Consider the following 19,131-nt stretch of genomic DNA (forward strand, 5'->3'; position numbering starts at 1 on the left):
GCAAGGGGTGAAGGTCAGACCTGCCAGACGTCCACGCAGGTGGTGTCGGCGGTGGACCAGCGGGCCAGCAGGTGGTGGCCGTCGGCGCTGAAGGCGGTGCGCACCGAGCGCGCGGCCGCGATGTCGGTGCGGAACACCTCCTCGTCGGTGCCGGACTCGTGCAGCCACACCGCGGTGCCCGCGGTCCCGGCACGCAGCCGCCCGTCGGGGCTGTCGCACTGCGGCGCGAAGCCGTCGTGCGGGCTGTGCTCGGTGTAACCGTCGTAGCGGCGGTGCAGGTCCTCGCCGACCATCTCCTCGACGACCGTGCCCGTGCCCAGGTCCCACATCGTCGCCACGTCACGCACGTACCGTCCGACGTGGACCTTGCGGTCCGCTTCGGCGATCAGCCGCCACTGGCCCTCGTGCACCAGCACCTTCACCGGCTTGTTGTTCGACGCCGCCTGGAAGCTGCTGGTCAGGTGCCCGCTGGCCACGTCCCACACACTGAACTGCCCGCCGGTGCTCCAGGAGACCAGCGCCAGCCGGCCGCCGGGCCCGACGAACACCTTGCCGCTGCCGTCGCCGGCGCGCTGCTTCGGGCGCACTTCGTTGACGACCGCGCCGTTGGCGATGGACCGCATGCGCACGTACGCCCCGGAGCGCTCGCACTCCACCAGCAGCTCGTGGTCGGGGGTGAGCAGCCAGTCCCCGTCCACCCGCAGCTGGTGCCGCTTGGCGGCCCGGTCGCCGCTGAGCAGCTTCGCCGAACGCGCCACCGCCGCGACGGTGTCCGAGGTCAACACCGCCCCGGCCGCGACACGGTGCTCCATGAGGATGCCTTCACGCTGCGCGGTCAGGTCGTACACCCGGTCGTCGGCGGTGCGCACCTGCGCCAGCGCCGCCCCGGGGCCGTACTGCCCGCCCTCGGCGACCAGCCAGCGCACCAGGCGGGCCCGGCCGTCGGGCAGGTCCCAGCTCAGCGGCTCCATCCGCCACGACGCGATGGTGGCCGGCACCCGCCGTGCGGCGACCCGCCCGGCCCAGCGCGCCGCCCCGCGGATCACCGCGTACTCCGGCTCCGCCGGGTGCCGCACCGGGCGGCCCAGCTCGGCGTGCAGCACCGCGCGGGCCGCGGGCAGCCGCGACGCGCCGCCGACCAGCAGCACGCCGCTCACGTCGGCCAGCCCGAACCCGGACCGGGCGACCACCGCCCGGCAGCTCGCCACGAGCCATCGCAGCGCCGGCTCGGCCAGCCGGTCCAGCCCGCCCCGGTTCAGCCGGTACGGCGGGGCGTGCGGCGTCATCCGGTCCACCACCTCGTCTGTGTCGGCCAGCCGGTGCTTGACGGAGCGCACGAAGTCGCCTGCCGCATACCGCGCGTGCAGCCCGGTGTCGCCGCCCGACTGCAGCGCCGGGGTCAGCCAGTCGTGCAGCACCGCCCGCAGGTCGTTGACGAGCAGCAGGTCGAAGTCCTGGCCGCTGCCCGAGGTCTCGTGCGCCAGCACCTGCGGGCGCTCGTCCTGTATCCGGGCCAGCGACACCGTCCACGACGCACCCAGATCGCAGACCAGCACCAGCGCGCCGTCCGGCAGGTCGCCGTGGGTGTGCGGGTCCATGACCGCCGCGGTGGCGTCGGCGACCAGTTCGACGTCGGGGAAACCGGCGTCGGCGGCCAGCGCGATGAGCGCTTCGCGACGCCCGTCGTGCGGGGCGTAGGCGGCCGGCACGGTCAGCGCCAGCCGGTCGACGGTGACGCCGAACCGGCGCTCGGCCTCCGCATGCAGCGTACGCAGGAACACGGCCAGCACCTCCGGGGCGGAGGCCTGCCGGTCGCCCAGCCGGACCGGCTCGCCGCTGTCCAGCGACTGCCGCGGCCCGGCGGCGAACCAGCGGGGAATCGCCTCGCGCCGGTGCACCGCGGCCGTGCCTACCAGCAGGTCGCTCCCGTCGAGGCAGACCGCCGAGGGCCAGCTGAGCGCGCCCGTCACCGGGCACGGCACCGGATGGACCTGCGCCCCGGTGACGAGTGCCGCCGTGGTCTGGTACGTGCCGAAGTCGACTACCAGGAGGTGCTGTGCCATAGCGAACTCCCGAGTTTGCCTCGAAGCGACCCGAAGTGACGCCGTCGTCAGCCGCGTTGATGGTCGCCGATGCTAACGACCGGCTGTTGCAGGCGAGTTAACCGTTCGCGTGTCCGGGTTAACGATCTGTGCGCCAGACCGCCCGCATTGCGGATCCCACCACTGCTCCGGGGCGCTCGGGTATGCCCGGCGGCGACGGTGCGGGCTGGTCTACATTGCCCCGGTGGGCAGCGACTGGGTGCCGATGCGGCCGCGTGCCGGGATGACGGCCGCCGAGCTGGCGCGCCGCATCGCCGCGCAGCGGGCGGCGTTCCTGGCCACGGGCTGGTCTCCGGGCGGCGCGGCCGAGCCGTGCGCGAATGATGCCGTCTCTGCCGGGCGGGACGCCGCCGACGCGTGGCGGCGGGCCGACGAGGATCTCCGCGACGTGGTGGACCTGCCGGTGGACGGGGCCGGGTGGCCGTCGTTCCGGGTGGCCGTGATCGGCGCGAATCCGCTGCTCCCGCCCTCGTGGCGGGACGCCGCGTGGTCGAGCCTCGGCCCGGCGCAGGCCGGGGCCGAGTTTGCCCGCTGGCGTTGGTGGTACGCCGAGGTCACGGCCGGTCGGCTGGACTCCTACCTGGACCGGCTGCGCCTCTGGGACGAGCGCCGAGAGCTGGCCGCCTGCCGACGGGCGTCGCTGGACGCGGTGGCGTTGGCGGGTGCGCGACCGGTGGCCCGGGCGACGTCGCAGGAGTTCCTGGCCGCCCGGGACCGCCTCGCCGGGATCCCGGCGCCGCCGCCGGTTCCCGAACCCGGTCCGGCGCCGACCGGCGACGACGAGGCACCGACGCCGGCGGACCTGGGACCCGTCCGGGCGGGTCTGTGCGCCTACCGCCGGTCGCTGGCCGCGGCGATCGTCGAGGTCAACCGCACGGGCCCGCGCTCACTGCGGCTGCCCATGCCTCCGCCGGTGGGAGAGCCCGCCGGGGAGGTCCACGACCCGTGGCTGGAGGACTTCTTCACCTGGGCGGCTCCGTACTTGAGCGACGGCTGCGGCCTCTACCTGTGGGCGTGACCGGGTGCGTCACGTCAGGTGGTCAAAAATTCGAGCTGCTCCAGCGCCTGGCCGAACCAGTCCGCCGCCTCCGGGTCGTCGGTCGCCAGAAATGCCGCCTCCAGCCTGCCGGCGGGAGTGCCGGTGCGCAGCCAGGCCCGGACCTCCCGGTGGTAGCGGTCGTCGCGGGAGAAGGTCCAGCCGAAGTCGTCGATGAGGTAAGCCAGCCGCAGCGTCGCCGCCTCGCCGGGCTCGTCCGCCCAGACGGCCAGATACGGCTTGACCGTGTGCCCGTTCTCGGCGGCGCCCTCCAGCAGCGCGGTGATCCGGAGAGGGGAGTCGCGGTCGGTGAGGACCTGCCGCATCAGCGCCAGCAGGTAGCCTTCGACCGCCGCCAGCTCGTCCGGTGCCCAGGCCGTCCCGTGGTAGCGGACGTTGCTCAGCGTCTTGGTCAGCAGGTGGCCGTCGCGCTGCTCGCCGGTGGCGAACAGCTCCAGGATGCGCGGCAGGAAGTGCCGGAGATCGGCTTCATCGCCCCAGGTGGACAGCAGCTTGAAGGTGAAGCGTTCCAGGTCGCCCGCGGTCAGCCGGCGCAGCGGCACCCGCTGCAGGACCAGGGCCTCCGCGTCGTTCACGCAGTGGCCGCAGTAGCCGATGCGCTCGGCACGCGGGTGCCGCGCGAACACGGCGTAGAGCTCCGTTACGGCCGCGTGCAGATCGGGGTGCATGGCGGCGATGGTAGGCGAGACAGCGGCACGCTCTCCTGCCGTTTCCGGCTCGCCTTCGTCGGCGGGATCGGGTCTGCCGGTGACGCCGTGACGGACGCCGGTCAGTCGTAGGGCCTTTCGCACTCGTCGGCTCCCCGCATGGAGACCACCGAGTCCGCCCGGAGCATGAAGTCTCTTACATACGGTGTGTGCACGGTGAGGTTCCCGGTGACCTTTTCGGGTTCCGTCACCGTGACCACCACGAATCCGGCGTCGATGCCTTTCACGTCACCGCAGATCTCCCGGCCGTCGCCGTAGACGACGACCAGCAGGCCGCTCGGGCCGGCGGGTGCCGACGTGGTCGGGGGAACCAGCCAGGCGATGGCGAACGCCGCGGCGAGCGTGTCGCAGCCTCGTCCGGTACAGGGGACTCGGTGGTGGACATCGCCACATCGTAGGAAGTGATCACCACTTGTGCTGTCCGGTGCGGCTCACGCCTCAGATGGGAGCGCCGGTCTTGCCCCACGGTTTGTAGACGGACAGCACGGTGGCGACGGTCAGGACGACGACCGAGGCGATGGAGCCGTCGAGGACCTGTTGGGCGGGCTCGGTGAGCAGGCCGGCGCGGGCGGTGTCGACGGCGTCCACCAGGGCGGGGTGGCGGGTCAGCATCGGGACGACCAGCACGGCGATGTTGAGGACGAGTTTGACGGCGACCCACCAGTGGCGGAGCACGCCCCAGTGGCTGCCCACGCCCAGGATCACGCCGGTGACCAGGGCGGCCAGGCCAAGGGGCAGCATCGCGGCGTTGTCGAAGGACAGCATCAGGGCGTACGTCGCCACGCGGGTGCCCGGGTCGGCGGACGCCTGCGCGCTCAGTGCCATGACGAGCAGCGCGTAGGCGACGCCGAGCCAGCCGACGGACGTGACGACGTGCGCGGTGAGCAGGAGGCGGCGGGCGTTGCGGGGCAGCCGCGGCGGGCCGGGCCGCGTGCGCGGGGTGCGCCGGACGGGGGTGGCGGTGGCGGTCACGGGTTGTCTCCTGTCCAGCCGGGCCGGACCAGGCCCGTCTCGTACGCCTCGACGACCAGGTGGGCGCGGTCGCGCGCGCCGAGTTTCACCATGGCGCGGCTGACGTGGGTCTTGGCGGTGGCCGGGCTGACGAACAGCCGTTCGGCGATCTCGTCGTTGGACAGCCCGGCGGCGACCAGGGCCATCACCTCGCGCTCGCGGTCGGTGAGCGCGTCCAGCGCGGCCAGCCGGCCGGAGTCCCTGGGCCGCCGCGAGCGCTGGGCGTACTCGGCGATGAGCCGCCGGGTGACGCCGGGGGACAGCAGCGCGTCGCCGCGGGCGACCACCCGTACCGCCTGGATCAGGTCGGCGGGTTCGGTGTCCTTGACCAGGAAGCCGCTGGCCCCGTCGCGCAGCGCGTCGAACACGTACTCGTCGAGGTCGAACGTGGTCAGGATGACCACCTTGACGTCGGCCAGCGCCGGGTCGGCGGCGATGCGGCGGGTGGCCTCGATGCCGTCCAGGCGCGGCATGCGGATGTCCATGAGCACGACGTCGGGGCGCAGCGCGGCGGTCTGGCGTACGCCCTCCTCGCCGTCGCCGGCCTCGCCCACCACGGTGATGTCGTCCTGCGCGGACAGCAGGGCCCGGAATCCGGCGCGGACCAGCGCCTGGTCGTCGACCAGCAAGACGGTGATCATGATTCGCTCCCGGTGGGCAGGACCGCGCAGACGGTGAACCCGCCCTCGGCACGCGGTCCGATCGCGACCGTACCGCCCAGCGAGGCGACCCGTTCGCGGATCCCGGACAGGCCGTTGCCGTCGGCGGTGTCTCCGCCGCGGCCCCGGTCGGTGACGTCGACGACCAGCTCGTCGGCGTCGTAGCCGATCGTCACCTGCGCGTGGTCGACCCCGGCGTGGCGGTGCACGTTGGTCAGCGACTCCTGCACGATCCGGTACGCCGCCAGATCCACGGACGTGGGCAGCTCGCGGGGTGTGCCGGTGACCCGGACGTCGACCCGCAGCCCGGCCCCGGCGAACCGCTCGACCAGCTCGTCGAGCCGGTCGATGCTCGGCGCAGGGCTGCGGGGTGCCTGCTCGTCGACGCCGCGCAGCACGCCGAGGGTCGCGCGCAGCTCGCGCAGGGTGTCCCGGCTGGCCGTCTTGATCGCGGCGAGCGCCGTGCGGGCCTGCTCCGGGTCGTCGTCGAGCAGGTGCAGCGCGACCCCGGCCTGCACGTTGATCAGGGAGATGTGGTGGGCGACGACGTCGTGCACCTCGCGGGCGATGCGCAGCCGCTCGTCGCCGACCCGGCGGCGGCGCAGCTCCAGCATCCGGTCGCGGTTGCTGCGCATCACCTGCGCGATGAGCAGCACCCCGACGAGCACGCCCGCGACCACGACCCAGTGCCAGGACAGCAGGGCCTGCTCGCGCAGCCGCCAGCCGACGAGCACGAGCAGGGCGTACCCGAGCCCGGCGGTGACCCAGGCCGCGGCCCGGTGCCCGAGCACCACGGCGGCGATCAGGCTGAACAGGAAGGCGAGGAAGAACGGGCCCCATGGATAACCGAGTGCGACGTAGGCCAGGGTGAGGGCGCTGACCGTGGCGAGGGCGGCGTACACGTGCACGCGGGCCAGCCACATCGCGGCGGCGGACCCGGCCAGCAGGGCGTAGCCGAACCAGTCGAGCGCGCGGGGTGCGACCACATCGTTGTGGCTGCCGGCAACTGTCGCGGCGAAGGTCACCCCGACCATCTGAATCAGGGCGATGAGCACGGGGAGGAATCGGCGGCCCCGGACTCGTTGAGGGTGTTCCCAGGTCATGGTCACCACGCTAGGCGCGGCGGGGGTGCCCCGTCGTCGCACGGCGGGAGTGAACGCGCCTACTCCCCGGGGAGTAGGCGCGGGTGTTCAGTCGCAGCCGGGGCTGCATGCGGTGATCGCCTCGGCCTTGCCGAGGTTCAGGCGGGGATCGGGCGAGTGGCGGTGGCCAGGCCGGCCAGCACGGCCATCGCCTGGTCGGCGTCGGCGCAGCCGACGAACAGGTGGTCGTGGAAGTATCCGGCCACCACGTTGCAGCTGATGCCGACGTCGGCCAGGGCGGTGGAGACGGCTGCGGTCAGCCCGACGGCGTCCAGTGCCGAGTGCACCCGCAGGGTGATCCACGCGGCGACGAAGTCGTAGGGCAGCCCGGCCGCGTCGGCCTCGGCCCGCATCACCACCAGCGTGGTGCCCTCCGGCTCGGCGACCATGACGACCGGGTGCACCCCCGGCGGGACCTTGCCCGTGACGGTGGTGAAGACGTATTCGTACGGGTGGCGCTGGGGCTGCAGGCCGTGCAGCAGCGCGCCCAGGTCGCGTTCTCCGGTCACGACTGCCATCCTGTCAGGTCCGCGGGTCATCTCAGGTCACCGTGACCGCGAGCGTCTGCCAACCTGTCGCGCCGTCGGGGAACGGGTCGGCCCGCTGCTCGGTCTGCACCGCTCCGGTGGCGTCGACGGCACGTACCCGCAGCGTGTGGCTGCCGGCGGTGGTGGCGGGCCAGTCCCAGACCCACTGCACCCAGGTGTCGGTGGACGGCACGGGCAGCAGTCGGGCCTGCTGCCACGGCGTGTCGTCGACCTGGACCTCGACCGCGCTGATGCCGCGGTGCTGGGCCCAGGCGACCCCGGCGACGGTCACCGTGCCCGCCGCCAGCTGCGCGAACGCCTTGGGCCGGTCGATGCGCGAGGCGGTCTTGACCGGGCCCATCGCGGCCCAGCCGCGCTGCACCCAGTACGCGTCGAAGCTGCTGAAGGTCGACAGTTCCAGTGAGGTGATCCATTTGGCGGCGCCGACGTAGCCGTAGAGGCCGGGGGTGAGCATGCGGACCGGGAACCCGTGCTCCGGTGGCAGCGGCTGGCCGTTCATGCCCAGTGCCAGCATCGCGTCGCGGCCGTCGAGCACGGTGGCGACCGGGGTGCCGATGGTGATGCCGTCCGCGGCCCGGGCGACGATCTGGTCCGCGCCGGCCTGCACGCCCGCGGCACGTAGCAGCGGTGCGAGCGCCACCCCGAGCCAGCGCGCGTTGCCCACGTACGGGCCGCCGACCTCGTTGGACACGCAGTTGAGCGTGATGTCGCGTTCGATCAGCGGCTGCTTGAGCAGGTCGTCGAAGCTGAGCTCGACAGGCCGGTCGACCATCCCGGTGATCTGCAGGCTCCACTGGCGTGGATCGATGCGCGGCACGGTGAGCGCGATGTCGACGCGGTAGAAGTCCTGGTTGGGCGTGTAGAAGCCGGGTGTCTGCTCCGGGGGCGGTCCCGCGTCGGCCGGAGCGGGCAGGGTGATCGCGTCGCGGGCCTCGTCTGCGGCCTGGGCGCCGGTGCGGCGGATGATCGCGGCGAGGCCGCCCGCGAGCGCGGTGCCCAGTGCCACCAGCCCGGCCGCGACGAGGAACGAGCGCCGTCCAGTCGGGCCTGGTGCGGCCGCCGTCTCGTGGACTGGCGGTGTTCCCGACTCTGGCGCAGTCGCGGGTTCGGACGTGCCTGCGGCTGGGCTCGTCCCGGACGCCGGGGATGGGGGCGGGGGTGCGGTGACGGCTTTCGGAGCCAGCCAGGCGAGCAGTCCGGCGGAGACCGCTCCGGCGAGCAGGGAGGGCAGGGCGTCGAGCGGGCGGGCGCCGGGGCGGGCCAGCGCGGCGGCCGCGCCGACCAGGCCGAGCGCGCCGATGGCGAGCAGTGCGGCGGTGCGGTGGCGCACCGCGAGCACGCCGACCGCGGCGGCCAGGGCCGCGAGCACGACCAGGATGGTGCCGATGAGCAGCGGTTTGTCGTTGGTGCCGAAGGTCGCGACGGCGAATTCCTTCACCGGCGTCGGGGTGGCGTCGATGACGGTGCCGCCGATGGCGACCAGCGGCGAGGACTCGGGCCGCACCAGCGAGGCGACGAGTTCGGCGGTGGCGATGCCGCCGGCGGCGGCCAGCAGCCCGCTGAGCGCGGGACGGATGAGACGTCGCATGGGAGTCCTCCTTGGAGGAGTCGGGAAGGGCGCCTTCCGCGCGGAAGGCTGGCGGAGCCGATGCTCGTGCCGCGGCTGCGGCGGAGGCGCCCTTCCCGCCGTCGGTCAGGACGGAGGCATGAGCACGCTGTCGACGAGGTAGACCACGCCGTTGCGGGTCTGGATGTTGCCGCAGACGATCATCGCGGTGTCGTTGACCTTGAATTCGGTGCCGCTGCCGGTGACCGTGACGTCCGCGCCTTCGAGCGTCTTGTGGGTGCCGGCGAGCGCGTCGGGCGCGGTCTTTCCGGATACCACGTGGTAGGTCAGGATCTTCTTGAGCATGTCCTTGTCGGCGAGCACCTTGTCCAGGTCGGCCTTCGGGATCTTCGCGAATGCCTCGTTGGTCGGCGCGAAGACGGTGACGGCCTCGGCGCTGTTGAGCGTGTCGGCCAGGTCGCCGGCCTGGATCGCGGCGACCAGCGTGGACAGCTGCGGGTTGGCCGCCGCCGCGGTGGCGACGGGCTGCTGGGCCATCATCTCCAGGCTGCCCGGGTTGGCCGGGTCGGTGGGAATGCTGGCGCAGGCCGGTCCGAACTCGCCGCCGGCGGTGCCGGCGGGCATGGACGGCAGGGCCGTCGGGACCGTGGTCGGCAGGGCGGTCGGCACCGCGGCCGGCGCCACGGTCTCGCTCCCGCAGGCGCTGAGCGCCAGCGAGAGCGAGAACGCGGCGACGGCCGCGAGCGCGGTGAGCTTCCTCTTCCCGTACATGACGGTGGTTCCTTTCCTCCGGTGAAAACCTCCACCGGTGATTCGACACTGAACCCGTCATGGTTTGGTGCGATTAGCGCGATTTTTGTCGGTTTTTTTCTATTTCATAGGTATCTCAGCAATGATGGGCAGTGTCGGGCTGGCCGAACCACCGGCCGGCTCCACGGTCAGGCCCATCGCGTCGGCGGCGTTGACCCCGCTGACCAGGTGCGTGGCGGTGCCCTGCCCGGCGGCCAGCACCCCGGCCGAGTGCGGCGTCGTGCCCTCCATCAGCCAGAACTGGTACGCCTTCTGCGCCCCCGGCGAGTGCGTGGCCAGCAGGATCACCGCGGCGTCCTGGCTGGGTGAGGCCACCACGGTGACCTTGCCGCCACCGGCCACGGTGGACGTGCGCACCGTCGCGTCCTGCGCGGTCAGCACCGCCTGCGTACGCGCCAGCTGCTGCTGCGCGGCCTGCGCCGTGGCCCGCTCGTCGCGCAACCGCTGCTCCTGCACCGTCCAGGTCGCCCCGCCGACCAGCGCCGCGACCAGCAGGCACGCGGCCGTGGTCAGCGCCGCCGGATGCCGCCACCAGCGCGTGGGCTCGCGCCGTACGCGCACCGGCCGGGCCGGCGGGATCTGCCGGGTGCGCCGCACCGCGGCCAGCACGTTCTCCCGCAGCGCCGGCGGCGGCACCGACCAGGCATCGTCGGCCAGCCGCGCCACGGTCTCGTTCAGCTCGGCCACCTCGGCCGCGCACGTCTCGCACCCGCGCAGGTGCTGGATGAACGTCTCGCGCTCGGACTCGTCCAGCGCGTGCAGCACATACGGACCGGCCAGGGAGTGGATCTCGCTCATGCCGACACCTCGCTCCGCTCGCCGTCGGCATATACCGAGCCCATGATTCGCTCGCTCTGCTCGCTCATGCCGACACCTCGCTCCGCTCGCCGCCGGCATATACCGAGCCCATGATTCGCTCGCTCCGCTCGCTCATGCCGACACCTCCACGCCGAGGCAGTCGCGCAGCCGGATCAGGCCGTCGCGCATGCGGGTCTTCACGGTGGGCAGCCCGGCGCCCAGCAACTGGGCCACCTGCTGATAGGTGTAACCGCCGTAGTAGGCCAGGGTGATCGCCTCGCGCTGCAGGTCGGTGAGGGTCTTGATGCACCGGCGCACCTGCTGGCGCTGCAGCCGCGCGGTGGCCTGCTCGACCACCTCGTCGGCGGGCGTCTGCGTCGCCTCCGGCGCCATCCGCTGCACCCGGTCCAGCGCGGCCTGCTCGGAGCGCACCCGGTCCACGGCGCGGCGGTGGGTGATGGTGAAGACCCACGCGGTCGCCGAGCCGCGGGCCGGGTCGAAGCGGCTGGCCGTGCGCCACACCTCGACCAGCGCCTCCTGCGCGACCTCCTCGGCCTGCGCCGGGTCGCGCACGACGCGCCGGGCCAGCCCGTAGACGCGCGGCGCGACCAGCTCGTAGAGCCTGGTGAAGGCGGCCTCGTCGCCGCGGGCCACGGCCCGCAGCAGCGTCTCGGCGTCGGCGGGCGGCGCCACGTCGGGCACGCTCGACAGCCGATCGGGCCGTTGGTACGGCTGTTCGTCACCGTTCACAGTTCCGCCCTTCCGGCGTGGATCTGTTCACCCGTCACTTGCGTATCACCGATGATTCGGCGCCGAACCCGCCGCGGATGGGTCCGATCTCGTCTACCACCCACTGCGATCATCGCCCGCCTCGTGTCGTCACCGCGACAGGAAGGAACCGGCGGTCACGTGAAGGTCGACATCGATCAGGTGATCCACCTCTCAGGGGAGCGCGCCTGACCAGGTCATCTGCGTATGGTCAGGAAACGGAACCGTACCGTTCCGCATCTCCCTTCCCCCCGGAGCCTGTCATGAGCCGTGCCCGCGTGCCCGCCGGAGCGCCCCTGTGCGCCGCCGTGCGCGAGCTGCTGTGCGAGGTCGGCTACGACAAGATGACCATGGACGCGATCGCGTCGCGCGCGCACATGAGCAAGGCGACGCTGTACCGGCACTGGCCGGGAAAGCCCGACCTCGTCGCCCAGGTGCTGCGCCAGCAGCAGGTCGAGGACGTCACGCCCGCCGACACCGGCAGCCTGCGCGGCGACCTGATCGAGCTGCTCGCCGCTGCGGCCCGCTGCGTGGTCGACGAGGGGCCGCTGATCCACGCGCTGTCCTTCGCGATGCAGACCGACCCCGAACTTGCCGGCATCGTCCGCGGCCAGGTGTATCCCGAGATCCACCGGCACACCGAGGCGCTGCTGGAGCGCGCGGTGCAGCGCGGCGAGATCAAGCCGCAGCCCTTCGACAGCCTTTTCCCCGACCTCGTCACGGCACTGCTGATGGCGAGGCACCTCGGACACGGCCGGCCGCTCGACGACGAGTACCTGGCCCGGGTCTGCGACGAGGTCCTGCTCCCCGTCCTGGCCCGCTGAAAACCCCCACCGAAAGGCACGACGATGACCACCACGGTCTCCCGACCCGAGGCAGCGGAGCCTTCCGCCGCCGCCCCGAACCCCCGGCGCTGGCTCGCCCTGACGATCATCGCCATCGCGCAGCTGATGGTGGTGCTCGACGCGACCATCGTGAACATCGCCCTGCCCAAGATGCAGCCCGACCTCGGCATCTCCGACGCCGAGCGCCAGTGGGTGCTCACCGCGTACACGCTGACCTTCGGTGGCCTGCTGCTGCTCGGCGGCCGTATCGCCGACTACTGGGGCCGCAAGCGCACCTTCATCGCCGGTGCGATCGGCTTCGCGGCCGCGTCCGCGCTGGGCGGCCTGGCCTGGGACGGGCCGAGCCTGTTCGCCGCGCGCGGCCTGCAGGGCGCGTTCGGTGCGCTGCTCGCCCCGGCCGGCCTGGCCCTGCTGACCGTGCTGTTCACCGACGCCAAGGAGCGCGCCAAGGCGTTCGCCGTGTACGGCGCCATCGCCGGCGGCGGCGCGGCGGTCGGCCTGCTGCTGGGCGGTGTGCTCACCGAGTACGCCGACTGGCGCTGGTGCCTGCTGGTGAACATCCCGATCGCGGTCATCGCCATCGCGGCGGCGATCCCGTTCGTGCCCGAGAGCAAGGCCCACGGCAACACCCGCTACGACATCCCCGGCGCGGTCGCGGTCACGCTCGGCCTCGTCGCCCTGGTGTACGGCCTGACCAAGGCCGCCGAGCCGGAGCACGGCTGGGACTCCCCGGAGGCGCTGGCCTACATGGGCGGCGGCCTGCTGCTGCTGGTCGTGTTCGTGGTCATCCAGAAGTTCTCGAAGAACCCGCTGCTGCCGCTGCGCATCCTGCTCGACCGCAACCGCGGTGGCGCGTACCTGTCCAGCACCCTGACCGGTGCCGGCCTGATGGGCGCGTTCTTCTTCCTGACCTTCTACTTCCAGGGCGTGCTCGGCTACACCCCGATCGAGGCCGGTCTGGCCTCGCTGCCGATCTCCGGCGGCGTGTTCATCTCCGCCGGCATCGCCAGCCAGCTGCTGCCCAAGCTCGGCGCCAAGCCGCTGATGATCGCCGGTGCGGTCCTGGCCGCGGGCGCGATGCTGTTCTTCACCCAGATCGGCGTGACCACCGGGTACGCCAGCCACGTGCTGCCCGGCGCGCTCGTGCTGGGTCTGGGCCTGGGCTTCACGTTCGTGCCGCTGTCCAGCCTCGCGCTGGTCGGCGTGCCGCAGCACGACGCCGGTGCGGCCAGCGCCACCCTGAACGCCACCCAGCAGGTGGGCGGCTCGCTGGGCGCGGCGCTGCTGAGCACGTTCGCGCTCAACGCGACCACGGACTACGCGACCGAGCACCTCAAGCCGGGCATGGACCCGCAGCTGGCGGGCTTCGTGCAGGCCGAGGCCGCGGTGCACGGGTTCGCGACGGCGTTCGCCTGGGGCGGCGGCCTGCTGGTCGTCTCCGCGATCGTGATCACGGTCCTGATCAAGGTCCGCAAGTCGGACCTGCCGACGGAGGGCGCGGTCCACGTCGGCTGACGCGACGACCCCGGTTGTCATAGACGCTGGCCTATCTGGATGAGTTCGATCGCCGAATTCTCATCCAGATAGGCCAGCGTTTATCTATGGGGGGTGTCAGGCGCCCTTGGGCGGCTTGGTGGAGCAGCCGTTCTTGCTTTCCCAGGTGGTGATCTCGGGGACCGGGGACTTGGCGGTGTTCTTGCGCCACGCGTCGAGGTAGCGCCAGGGCCAGATCACGCCACGGCGGATCCACCAGTCGCCCGTGCGGGCGCACACCGGGGACATGCCGAAGTGCAGGTGGCAGGCGCTGGCCAGGCCGGTACGGCCGACCTTGCCCAGCTGCTGCCCGGCGGTGACCCGTACCCCGGCGCGGATCTTCGAGTCGATCGCGGAGAAGTGCGAGCCGTAGTAGCGCACGCCGTCGTCGCCGAGCACGGACACCGCCTTGCCGCCGCGGGTCGCGCCGTCGTCGGTCTTCGGGTCGTAGAGGTCCACCGGCGAGATCTCCAGCACGACGCCGTCGATGGCCGCGACGACGGTCGCGCCGCACGGCGCCATGATGTCCGTGGCCTGGTAGTCGTGGTGGGTGCGCCCGTAAGAGGTCTTGCCCAGCACGGGGAACACGTGGTGGACCGCGGGCGGCGACGCGGCGGGGGAGGGCGAGGGTGCGGCGTCCGGTGTCGCGCTCGGCGCGGGCGTGGCCGCCGCCGCGGGCGTGAACACGGGCCTTTCCGCAGCCCCGCCGCATGCGGCGAGCGCCAGGACGGTCACGAGGCCGAGCGGTACAAGGTGGGAACGCACCGCCCGACCCTACTCCCGCGGGTCGGGCCGGGCAGCCCGCCGCAATCCGACGGCAGCCGCCACGACATCGCCGGGGCGGCGCGTGCGAGGAGGCCGTCCGTGACGCTGAGCTGCCCTTCCGTTTCAGGGGCCGCGTTCGGCGTAGCGGACGACGGTGCCGAAGAGGCGGTCGTGCCAGGCGCGGCGCCTGTCGTCGGTGAGCACGCCGACCATCCCGACCAGCCACAGCACGGGGATGGCCAGGCCGATGAGCGCGCGCAACAGGGCGCGGCAGAACCCGACGTGGCGGCCGTCGGTGCGGCGTACGACGGTGCCGAACAGCAGCGCGCCCAGGGTCTGGCCGGTCATCCACCAGCAGCCGGTGAAGTAGACGACCGGCAGCACCGCGGCGACCACCGCCGACGCGGCCTTGAGCCAGCCGGGGGGCTCGCCGGCCAGTGCGGACCAGACCGCCGGCACGCCGGACACGGCGAAGGACGAGGCGACGGCGAGCAGGCCGGCGTCGATGGCCAGCCCTGCGATCCGGGAAACCATGCCTGCATACGGTGGATGTTGGCCAGCCGCGGTCACCGATCACCGTTCGCGCTGTGGCGGTGGAAGACCCGGCGGAACGAGGACTCGATCCGGTCGTCGGCGGTCGCGGAGGTTTCGCGCAGCTCGTCGGTGGCGTTGGCGAGCACGCCGCGGCTCTGCTCGGTGATCAGTTCCTGGAGCCGCGGGTCGCGGGTCATGTCGTCGATCACGACGGGGATGACCTTGCGCCTGATCTCGGGGATGGCTCCCTCGACGAGCCGCGGCACCACACTGTTGATCAGGTACGGCATCAGGTTGTCCACCATGCGCGGCACGATCGACTTCTCGACCCAGGTCAGGCTCTCGTCGACGGTGTCGCGCAGCGCGACGGCCGCGGCGGCGCGGCTGGAGACGAGGGTGTCGCGCCCGCGCAGCCCGGCGGCGGTGACGACGTCGCGGGCGGTGTCGATCGGCGACGCCGAGGGCAGTGCGGCGCGGGTCGCGCCGGCCAGCCGCCGGGCCTGGTCGCGGGTGGCCTCGCCGACCCGGGTTCCGGTGCGTACGGCGAGGTCGAAGCTCTGTTGGGTGAGGCCGACGGCGATGGCGACCGGGGAGCGTGCGCTGGCCGGGGACGGCTCGACGCCGCTGGTGAGCATGTCCTCGATGCGGGCCTGCTCGGCCGGGTCGACCGGGCCGGTGAGTCTGCGGAGTCGTTCGGCGACGAGCATCGCGGCGCCGAGGGCGAGGCCCGGCACGCCATGCCGCGCCCTCGCGGGATCGGTCATAACATGAATTTACGCCAGACAGCCACATAGCGGGGTGAATGCCCAAGTAATACCCGCCGGTAGCGGATGTTCGCGTCCGACGGCCGGCGCACCGGTCCCGCCCGTCGGCCGGCGATCGGTCGGCGGTGGGACAAACGCCCGGACGGGGGCGGCCCGTTTCCGGGCGCGCACCGGTTTACAGCGGTGGAGCGGGCCACGGCGGCCCGCCGCAACGCTGGAGGCGGCACTTGTCCCGGATCTTCGACGGCGTCTGGTCGTGGCTGGTCGCCGCGGCCGCCGAGACCTCGTGGCGCGAGCTGATGCCGCTGGGGCTGGCCGGCGCGTTCGTGTGGGGGCTGTGGCTCTACCGGGTGCTGCTGTCCCGGCTGGACCGGCCGATCCTCAACGACTTCCGCACCTCGGTGTCGGTGGTGGTGCCCTCCTATCGCGAGGATCCCGACATCCTGCTGGAATGCCTGCGCAGCTGGCTCGCCCAGGACCCCGACGAGGTCGTGATCGTGCCCGACGTCGGCGACACGGAGGTGCTGCGGCGGCTGGCCGCCGTCGACGACCGGCGGCTGCGCGTGCTGCCGTTCACCCACCGCGGCAAGCGCTCGGCGCTCGGCGTCGGCATCCGCGCCGCCCGCGGCGAGCTCGTCGTGCTGGTGGACTCCGACACGCGCTGGCAGCGGGGGCTGCTGGCGGCCGTGCAGATGCCGTTCGCCGACCCGACCGTCGGCGGCGTCGGCACGCAGCAGAACGTGCACCAGCGCACCACCAGCGTCTGGCGGCGCGTCGCGGACTGGCTGGTCAACCTGCGCTACTACGACTACGTCCCGGCGATGGGCCGGGCCGGGGCGGTGGCCTGCCTTTCCGGCCGCACCGCCGCGTACCGGCGGGCGGTGGTCCTGCCCGTGCTGGATCACCTGGAGAACGAGTTCTTCCTCGGCCGGCGCTGCGTGGCCGGCGACGACGGCAGGCTGACCTGGCTGGTGCTGGCCTCGGGCTACCGCACCGTGCACCAGTCCTCGGCCCGGGCGATGTCGATGTTCCCCGCGACGTTCTCGGCCTTCGTGAAGCAGCGCGTGCGCTGGAGCCGCAACTCGTACCGCTGTTACCTGACCGCGTTGTGGAAGGGCTGGTTGTGGCGCACCCCGCTGGTCACGAAGATCACCGTGCTGCAGATCCTGCTGACCCCGGTGACCATGGGCATGGCCCTGGGCTACCTGCTGCTGTCCCGGCTGGAGCTGAGCCCGCGCGGCGCGGTGGTGGTGCTGTTCTGGCTGCTGGCCGGTCGCGGCATCCGCGGCTGGTCGCACCTGCGCCGGCATCCGCGGGAACTGCTGATGCTGCCGCTGGTGGCGGCCGTCGTCATTCTGATCTCCCTGCCGATCAAGCTGTACGCGTTCGCCACCATGAACCGGCAGGGCTGGCTCACCCGCGGCGCCGACCGGATCGGCGGCGACGGCCAGGCCGCGAGCACGCTGTCCCCGTCCCCGTCCCCGTCCACTCCCGCCGGTCGGCGGGCCGTGGCCGTGCCGTCGGAGGCGGCGTGATGCGGCCGGCCCGCCCCATGGAGTCCGCGCCCGGCCGCCGCGGCCCGGCCGCTGCCACGCTCCGGCGCTCGGCTAGGGCCGCGGCCGTGCTCGCCCTACTGGCCGCGCTGCTGCTCGTCGCGGGCGGGGCACCCGGCGCGGCCGCCGCGCCCCCGTCCGCGGCCCGCACCGCGACCCACGCCGCCGCCGCCGACACCGCGGCGGCCGACTCCGAGCGCCAGGCCGCGCTGGTCGCCGCCGAGGACCAGTGGCTCAACCAGGTGCGCGCGGTCACCGCGGTGGCCCCGCTGCGCGACCTGCTCAGCCGCGCCCCGGGCAGCAGCACGCAGAAGTGGAACCAGCCCTACCGGCTGGACACCGCGGGCGGCTACACGCTGGTGCTGACCGCGCGCACGGCCGCGTACACGGTCGACGACCTGCTGCGCCTGGCGCCGCAGACGTTCGTCCGCCAGCCGCAGGGCGCGTACCTGCTCACCGAGAACATCTACGTCAACTCCGGGGCCCGGCTGAAGCTGGCCCACCCCGGCGGACTGGAACTGCGCCTGGCCAGCCGCAGCAGCGGGTTCGTGGCGATCGTGTCGTTCGGCGGCGGCCTGACCCTGGAGGGCACCAAGCAGGCCCCGGTACGGGTGACCAGCTGGGATCCGCGCACCGGCAAACCCGACACCGAGGTCGGCGACGGCCGGGCCTACCTGCGGGCCATCGGCGGGCACTTCGCGATGAGCCATACCCGCGTGTCCCACCTGGGTTTCTGGAGCGGCCGCACCGGCGGGGTGAGCCTGACCGGCACGGACCGGCCCGACACCGGCGCGGTCGAGGGCCCCGGCGCAGCCAGCCCCGGCCGGCTCCTGCCGGGCGAGGTTCGGGTCCTGTCCGGCGGCCGTGTCGCCACCCCGGACAGCCGGTTCACCGTGCCCAGCCTGTCCTACGTGTCCGGGGCCATCCGCGACAGCGAGCTCATCGGCAACGCGTACGGGCTGTTCGTGTCCAGCGCCGACGGCATCAAGATCACTGACACGACGGTGCGCGACAGCCTGCAGCACGGAGTCGTGCTGCACCGTTTCGCCACCAACGCGGTCATCGAACGGACCGTGTCGAAGGACAACGGCGGCGACGGCTTCCTGCTCTCCCGCGCCACCCAGCAGGTGCGCATCACCAACACCACCGCCGAACGCAACGGCGGCAACGGGTTCACCCTCAGCGGCCGGCCGCTCGCCGACGGCCCCTCGGCGTCCGGGCAGTCGACCGCCAGCTACGGCGCCAACACCGTCTCGCACAGCACCGCCCGGGGCAACGGCCACTACGGCTTCGAGATCCTCGGCGGCATCGCCGTCAGCATCCAGGAGAACCAGGTCGAGGGCGGCGACATGGGCATCGTGGCCCGGCTCGGCGCCCGCGACCTGACCGTCACCGCCAACCGGCTCAAAGGCCAGCGCCGCCAGGCGATCGCGATCCGCGACGGCGTCGCCAAGGCCCGCATCACCGGCAACCTCATCGAGACCACGCAGACCGGGGTGTACGTGCGCGACTCCGTCGCCGAGGTCCGCGGCAACACCATCCACGACGCCAACGGCCACGGCGTCACCTTCGTCGGCGCGGTCGGCGGCTCGGTCGCCGCGGGCAACGCGGTCACCGGCATCGGCCCCAGTGCGCTGGACACCGGCCGGGCCGCGGGCAAGGTCACCCTGCGCGACAACCAGACCGACGCCTGGCTGGACACCAGCACGCTCTGGGCGCGGGTGCGCCACTACGCCAGCCCGATGACGCTGCTGTGGACCGCGATCCTGCTGCTGATCGTCGTGCTGGCGTTCCGCCGCCGCCGCGACGACCACGGCCACCCGTACGCGGCGACCAAACCGCTGTTCCCCCACGACGGCGGCGAGCCGGCCGGCGGACGGCACGAGCACGGCAGGCCGAGCCCGCGCGAGGTCGCCCGCGGCCGGGCCCGGGTGCCGGTGATGGCCGAGTGAGTCGACCCTCGGCTGA

General features: G+C 72.9%; 19 protein-coding genes. 5 read left to right on the forward strand and 14 right to left on the reverse strand.

Annotation, left to right across the window (positions count from 1 at the left end; translation table 11 throughout):
- Positions 1-14: 14 nt before the first annotated feature.
- On the reverse strand, positions 15-2,063 hold the full coding sequence (locus tag F9C41_RS34900; RefSeq protein WP_155391108.1) for an Hsp70 family protein: 2,049 nt from the start codon (positions 2,061-2,063) through the stop codon (positions 15-17).
- Positions 2,064-2,286: 223 nt separating this feature from the next.
- Between F9C41_RS34900 and F9C41_RS34905 the strand changes: the two genes are divergently transcribed.
- Positions 2,287-3,120: a hypothetical protein gene (locus F9C41_RS34905; protein ID WP_155391109.1), complete on the forward strand. Its 834-nt coding sequence runs from the start codon at positions 2,287-2,289 to the stop codon at positions 3,118-3,120.
- Between the two features lie 14 nt (positions 3,121-3,134).
- On the opposite strand, the gene F9C41_RS34910 is transcribed toward F9C41_RS34905, so the two are convergent.
- The 10 genes from F9C41_RS34910 to sigK form a co-directional block, all read right to left on the reverse strand.
- Positions 3,135-3,827, reverse strand: coding sequence for a hypothetical protein (locus F9C41_RS34910; protein WP_155391110.1), 693 nt, complete (start codon positions 3,825-3,827; stop codon positions 3,135-3,137).
- A 101-nt stretch (positions 3,828-3,928) separates the two neighbouring features.
- Positions 3,929-4,093: a hypothetical protein gene (locus tag F9C41_RS34915; protein ID WP_155391111.1), complete on the reverse strand. Its 165-nt coding sequence runs from the start codon at positions 4,091-4,093 to the stop codon at positions 3,929-3,931.
- A gap of 211 nt (positions 4,094-4,304) precedes the next feature.
- Positions 4,305-4,838: a hypothetical protein gene (locus tag F9C41_RS34920; RefSeq protein ID WP_155391112.1), complete on the reverse strand. Its 534-nt coding sequence runs from the start codon at positions 4,836-4,838 to the stop codon at positions 4,305-4,307.
- On the reverse strand, positions 4,835-5,518 hold the full coding sequence (locus F9C41_RS34925; protein WP_155391113.1) for a response regulator: 684 nt from the start codon (positions 5,516-5,518) through the stop codon (positions 4,835-4,837). The genes F9C41_RS34920 and F9C41_RS34925 overlap by 4 nt, the downstream gene beginning before the upstream one ends.
- Complete coding sequence (locus F9C41_RS34930; protein ID WP_155391114.1) at positions 5,515-6,639, reverse strand: sensor histidine kinase; 1,125 nt, start codon at positions 6,637-6,639, stop codon at positions 5,515-5,517. Before F9C41_RS34930 ends, F9C41_RS34925 begins: the two co-directional genes overlap by 4 nt.
- Before the next feature lie 137 nt (positions 6,640-6,776).
- Positions 6,777-7,187: an ACT domain-containing protein gene (locus F9C41_RS34935; protein WP_155391115.1), complete on the reverse strand. Its 411-nt coding sequence runs from the start codon at positions 7,185-7,187 to the stop codon at positions 6,777-6,779.
- A gap of 31 nt (positions 7,188-7,218) precedes the next feature.
- The gene (locus F9C41_RS34940; RefSeq protein ID WP_155391116.1) at positions 7,219-8,814 is read right to left on the reverse strand and encodes a molybdopterin-dependent oxidoreductase; all 1,596 of its coding nucleotides are present in this window, start codon (positions 8,812-8,814) and stop codon (positions 7,219-7,221) included.
- 105 nt (positions 8,815-8,919) lie between these two features.
- Positions 8,920-9,564: a fasciclin domain-containing protein gene (locus tag F9C41_RS34945; RefSeq protein ID WP_155391117.1), complete on the reverse strand. Its 645-nt coding sequence runs from the start codon at positions 9,562-9,564 to the stop codon at positions 8,920-8,922.
- A 99-nt stretch (positions 9,565-9,663) separates the two neighbouring features.
- Positions 9,664-10,401: an anti-sigma factor gene (locus tag F9C41_RS34950; RefSeq protein ID WP_155391118.1), complete on the reverse strand. Its 738-nt coding sequence runs from the start codon at positions 10,399-10,401 to the stop codon at positions 9,664-9,666.
- Between the two features lie 132 nt (positions 10,402-10,533).
- The gene (gene sigK / locus F9C41_RS34955) at positions 10,534-11,151 is read right to left on the reverse strand and encodes an ECF RNA polymerase sigma factor SigK (RefSeq protein ID WP_373311808.1); all 618 of its coding nucleotides are present in this window, start codon (positions 11,149-11,151) and stop codon (positions 10,534-10,536) included.
- Positions 11,152-11,432: 281 nt separating this feature from the next.
- Here sigK and F9C41_RS34960 point away from each other — a divergent pair, with 281 nt between their 5' ends.
- Together F9C41_RS34960 and F9C41_RS34965 are read left to right on the forward strand one after the other, a co-directional pair.
- Positions 11,433-11,993, forward strand: coding sequence for a TetR/AcrR family transcriptional regulator (locus F9C41_RS34960; protein WP_196280083.1), 561 nt, complete (start codon positions 11,433-11,435; stop codon positions 11,991-11,993).
- Between the two features lie 24 nt (positions 11,994-12,017).
- A complete protein-coding gene (locus tag F9C41_RS34965) occupies positions 12,018-13,529 on the forward strand; it encodes an MFS transporter (RefSeq protein WP_155391120.1) in 1,512 nt (503 codons plus the stop codon).
- Positions 13,530-13,625: 96 nt separating this feature from the next.
- Here the strand turns inward: F9C41_RS34965 and F9C41_RS34970 are convergent, their stop codons facing one another.
- The 3 genes from F9C41_RS34970 to F9C41_RS34980 form a co-directional block, all read right to left on the reverse strand.
- Positions 13,626-14,312, reverse strand: a complete 687-nt coding sequence (locus F9C41_RS34970) for a M23 family metallopeptidase (RefSeq protein ID WP_155391121.1) — start codon at positions 14,310-14,312, stop codon at positions 13,626-13,628.
- 123 nt (positions 14,313-14,435) lie between these two features.
- Complete coding sequence (locus tag F9C41_RS34975; protein ID WP_155391122.1) at positions 14,436-14,846, reverse strand: RDD family protein; 411 nt, start codon at positions 14,844-14,846, stop codon at positions 14,436-14,438.
- A 32-nt stretch (positions 14,847-14,878) separates the two neighbouring features.
- The gene (locus F9C41_RS34980) at positions 14,879-15,610 is read right to left on the reverse strand and encodes a hypothetical protein (RefSeq protein ID WP_155391123.1); all 732 of its coding nucleotides are present in this window, start codon (positions 15,608-15,610) and stop codon (positions 14,879-14,881) included.
- A gap of 227 nt (positions 15,611-15,837) precedes the next feature.
- Here F9C41_RS34980 and F9C41_RS34985 point away from each other — a divergent pair, with 227 nt between their 5' ends.
- Both F9C41_RS34985 and F9C41_RS34990 read left to right on the forward strand, forming a co-directional pair.
- Positions 15,838-17,145: a glycosyltransferase gene (locus tag F9C41_RS34985; protein WP_155391124.1), complete on the forward strand. Its 1,308-nt coding sequence runs from the start codon at positions 15,838-15,840 to the stop codon at positions 17,143-17,145.
- Positions 17,145-19,115, forward strand: a complete 1,971-nt coding sequence (locus tag F9C41_RS34990; RefSeq protein ID WP_230690247.1) for a right-handed parallel beta-helix repeat-containing protein — start codon at positions 17,145-17,147, stop codon at positions 19,113-19,115. Before F9C41_RS34985 ends, F9C41_RS34990 begins: the two co-directional genes overlap by 1 nt.
- The last annotated feature ends 16 nt before the right edge of the window (positions 19,116-19,131 follow it).

Origin of the sequence: Catellatospora paridis, assembly GCF_009720365.1 — a bacterium.
Taxonomy (GTDB): Bacteria; Actinomycetota; Actinomycetes; order Mycobacteriales; family Micromonosporaceae; genus Catellatospora; species Catellatospora paridis.

What these genes read in the sequence shown, in the direction of transcription:
- F9C41_RS34900 (WP_155391108.1), bottom strand. Translation starts at nt 2,063, where the DNA reads ATGGCACAGCACCTCCTGGTAGTCGACTTCGGCACGTACCAGACCACG.
- F9C41_RS34910 (WP_155391110.1), bottom strand. Translation starts at nt 3,827, where the DNA reads ATGCACCCCGATCTGCACGCGGCCGTAACGGAGCTCTACGCCGTGTTC.
- F9C41_RS34925 (WP_155391113.1), bottom strand. Translation starts at nt 5,518, where the DNA reads ATGATCACCGTCTTGCTGGTCGACGACCAGGCGCTGGTCCGCGCCGGA.
- F9C41_RS34930 (WP_155391114.1), bottom strand. Translation starts at nt 6,639, where the DNA reads ATGACCTGGGAACACCCTCAACGAGTCCGGGGCCGCCGATTCCTCCCC.
- F9C41_RS34940 (WP_155391116.1), bottom strand. Translation starts at nt 8,814, where the DNA reads ATGCGACGTCTCATCCGTCCCGCGCTCAGCGGGCTGCTGGCCGCCGCC.
- F9C41_RS34945 (WP_155391117.1), bottom strand. Translation starts at nt 9,564, where the DNA reads ATGTACGGGAAGAGGAAGCTCACCGCGCTCGCGGCCGTCGCCGCGTTC.
- F9C41_RS34950 (WP_155391118.1), bottom strand. Translation starts at nt 10,401, where the DNA reads ATGAGCGAGATCCACTCCCTGGCCGGTCCGTATGTGCTGCACGCGCTG.
- F9C41_RS34960 (WP_196280083.1), top strand. Translation starts at nt 11,433, where the DNA reads ATGAGCCGTGCCCGCGTGCCCGCCGGAGCGCCCCTGTGCGCCGCCGTG.
- F9C41_RS34965 (WP_155391120.1), top strand. Translation starts at nt 12,018, where the DNA reads ATGACCACCACGGTCTCCCGACCCGAGGCAGCGGAGCCTTCCGCCGCC.
- F9C41_RS34975 (WP_155391122.1), bottom strand. Translation starts at nt 14,846, where the DNA reads ATGGTTTCCCGGATCGCAGGGCTGGCCATCGACGCCGGCCTGCTCGCC.
- F9C41_RS34980 (WP_155391123.1), bottom strand. Translation starts at nt 15,610, where the DNA reads ATGACCGATCCCGCGAGGGCGCGGCATGGCGTGCCGGGCCTCGCCCTC.
- F9C41_RS34990 (WP_230690247.1), top strand. Translation starts at nt 17,145, where the DNA reads ATGCGGCCGGCCCGCCCCATGGAGTCCGCGCCCGGCCGCCGCGGCCCG.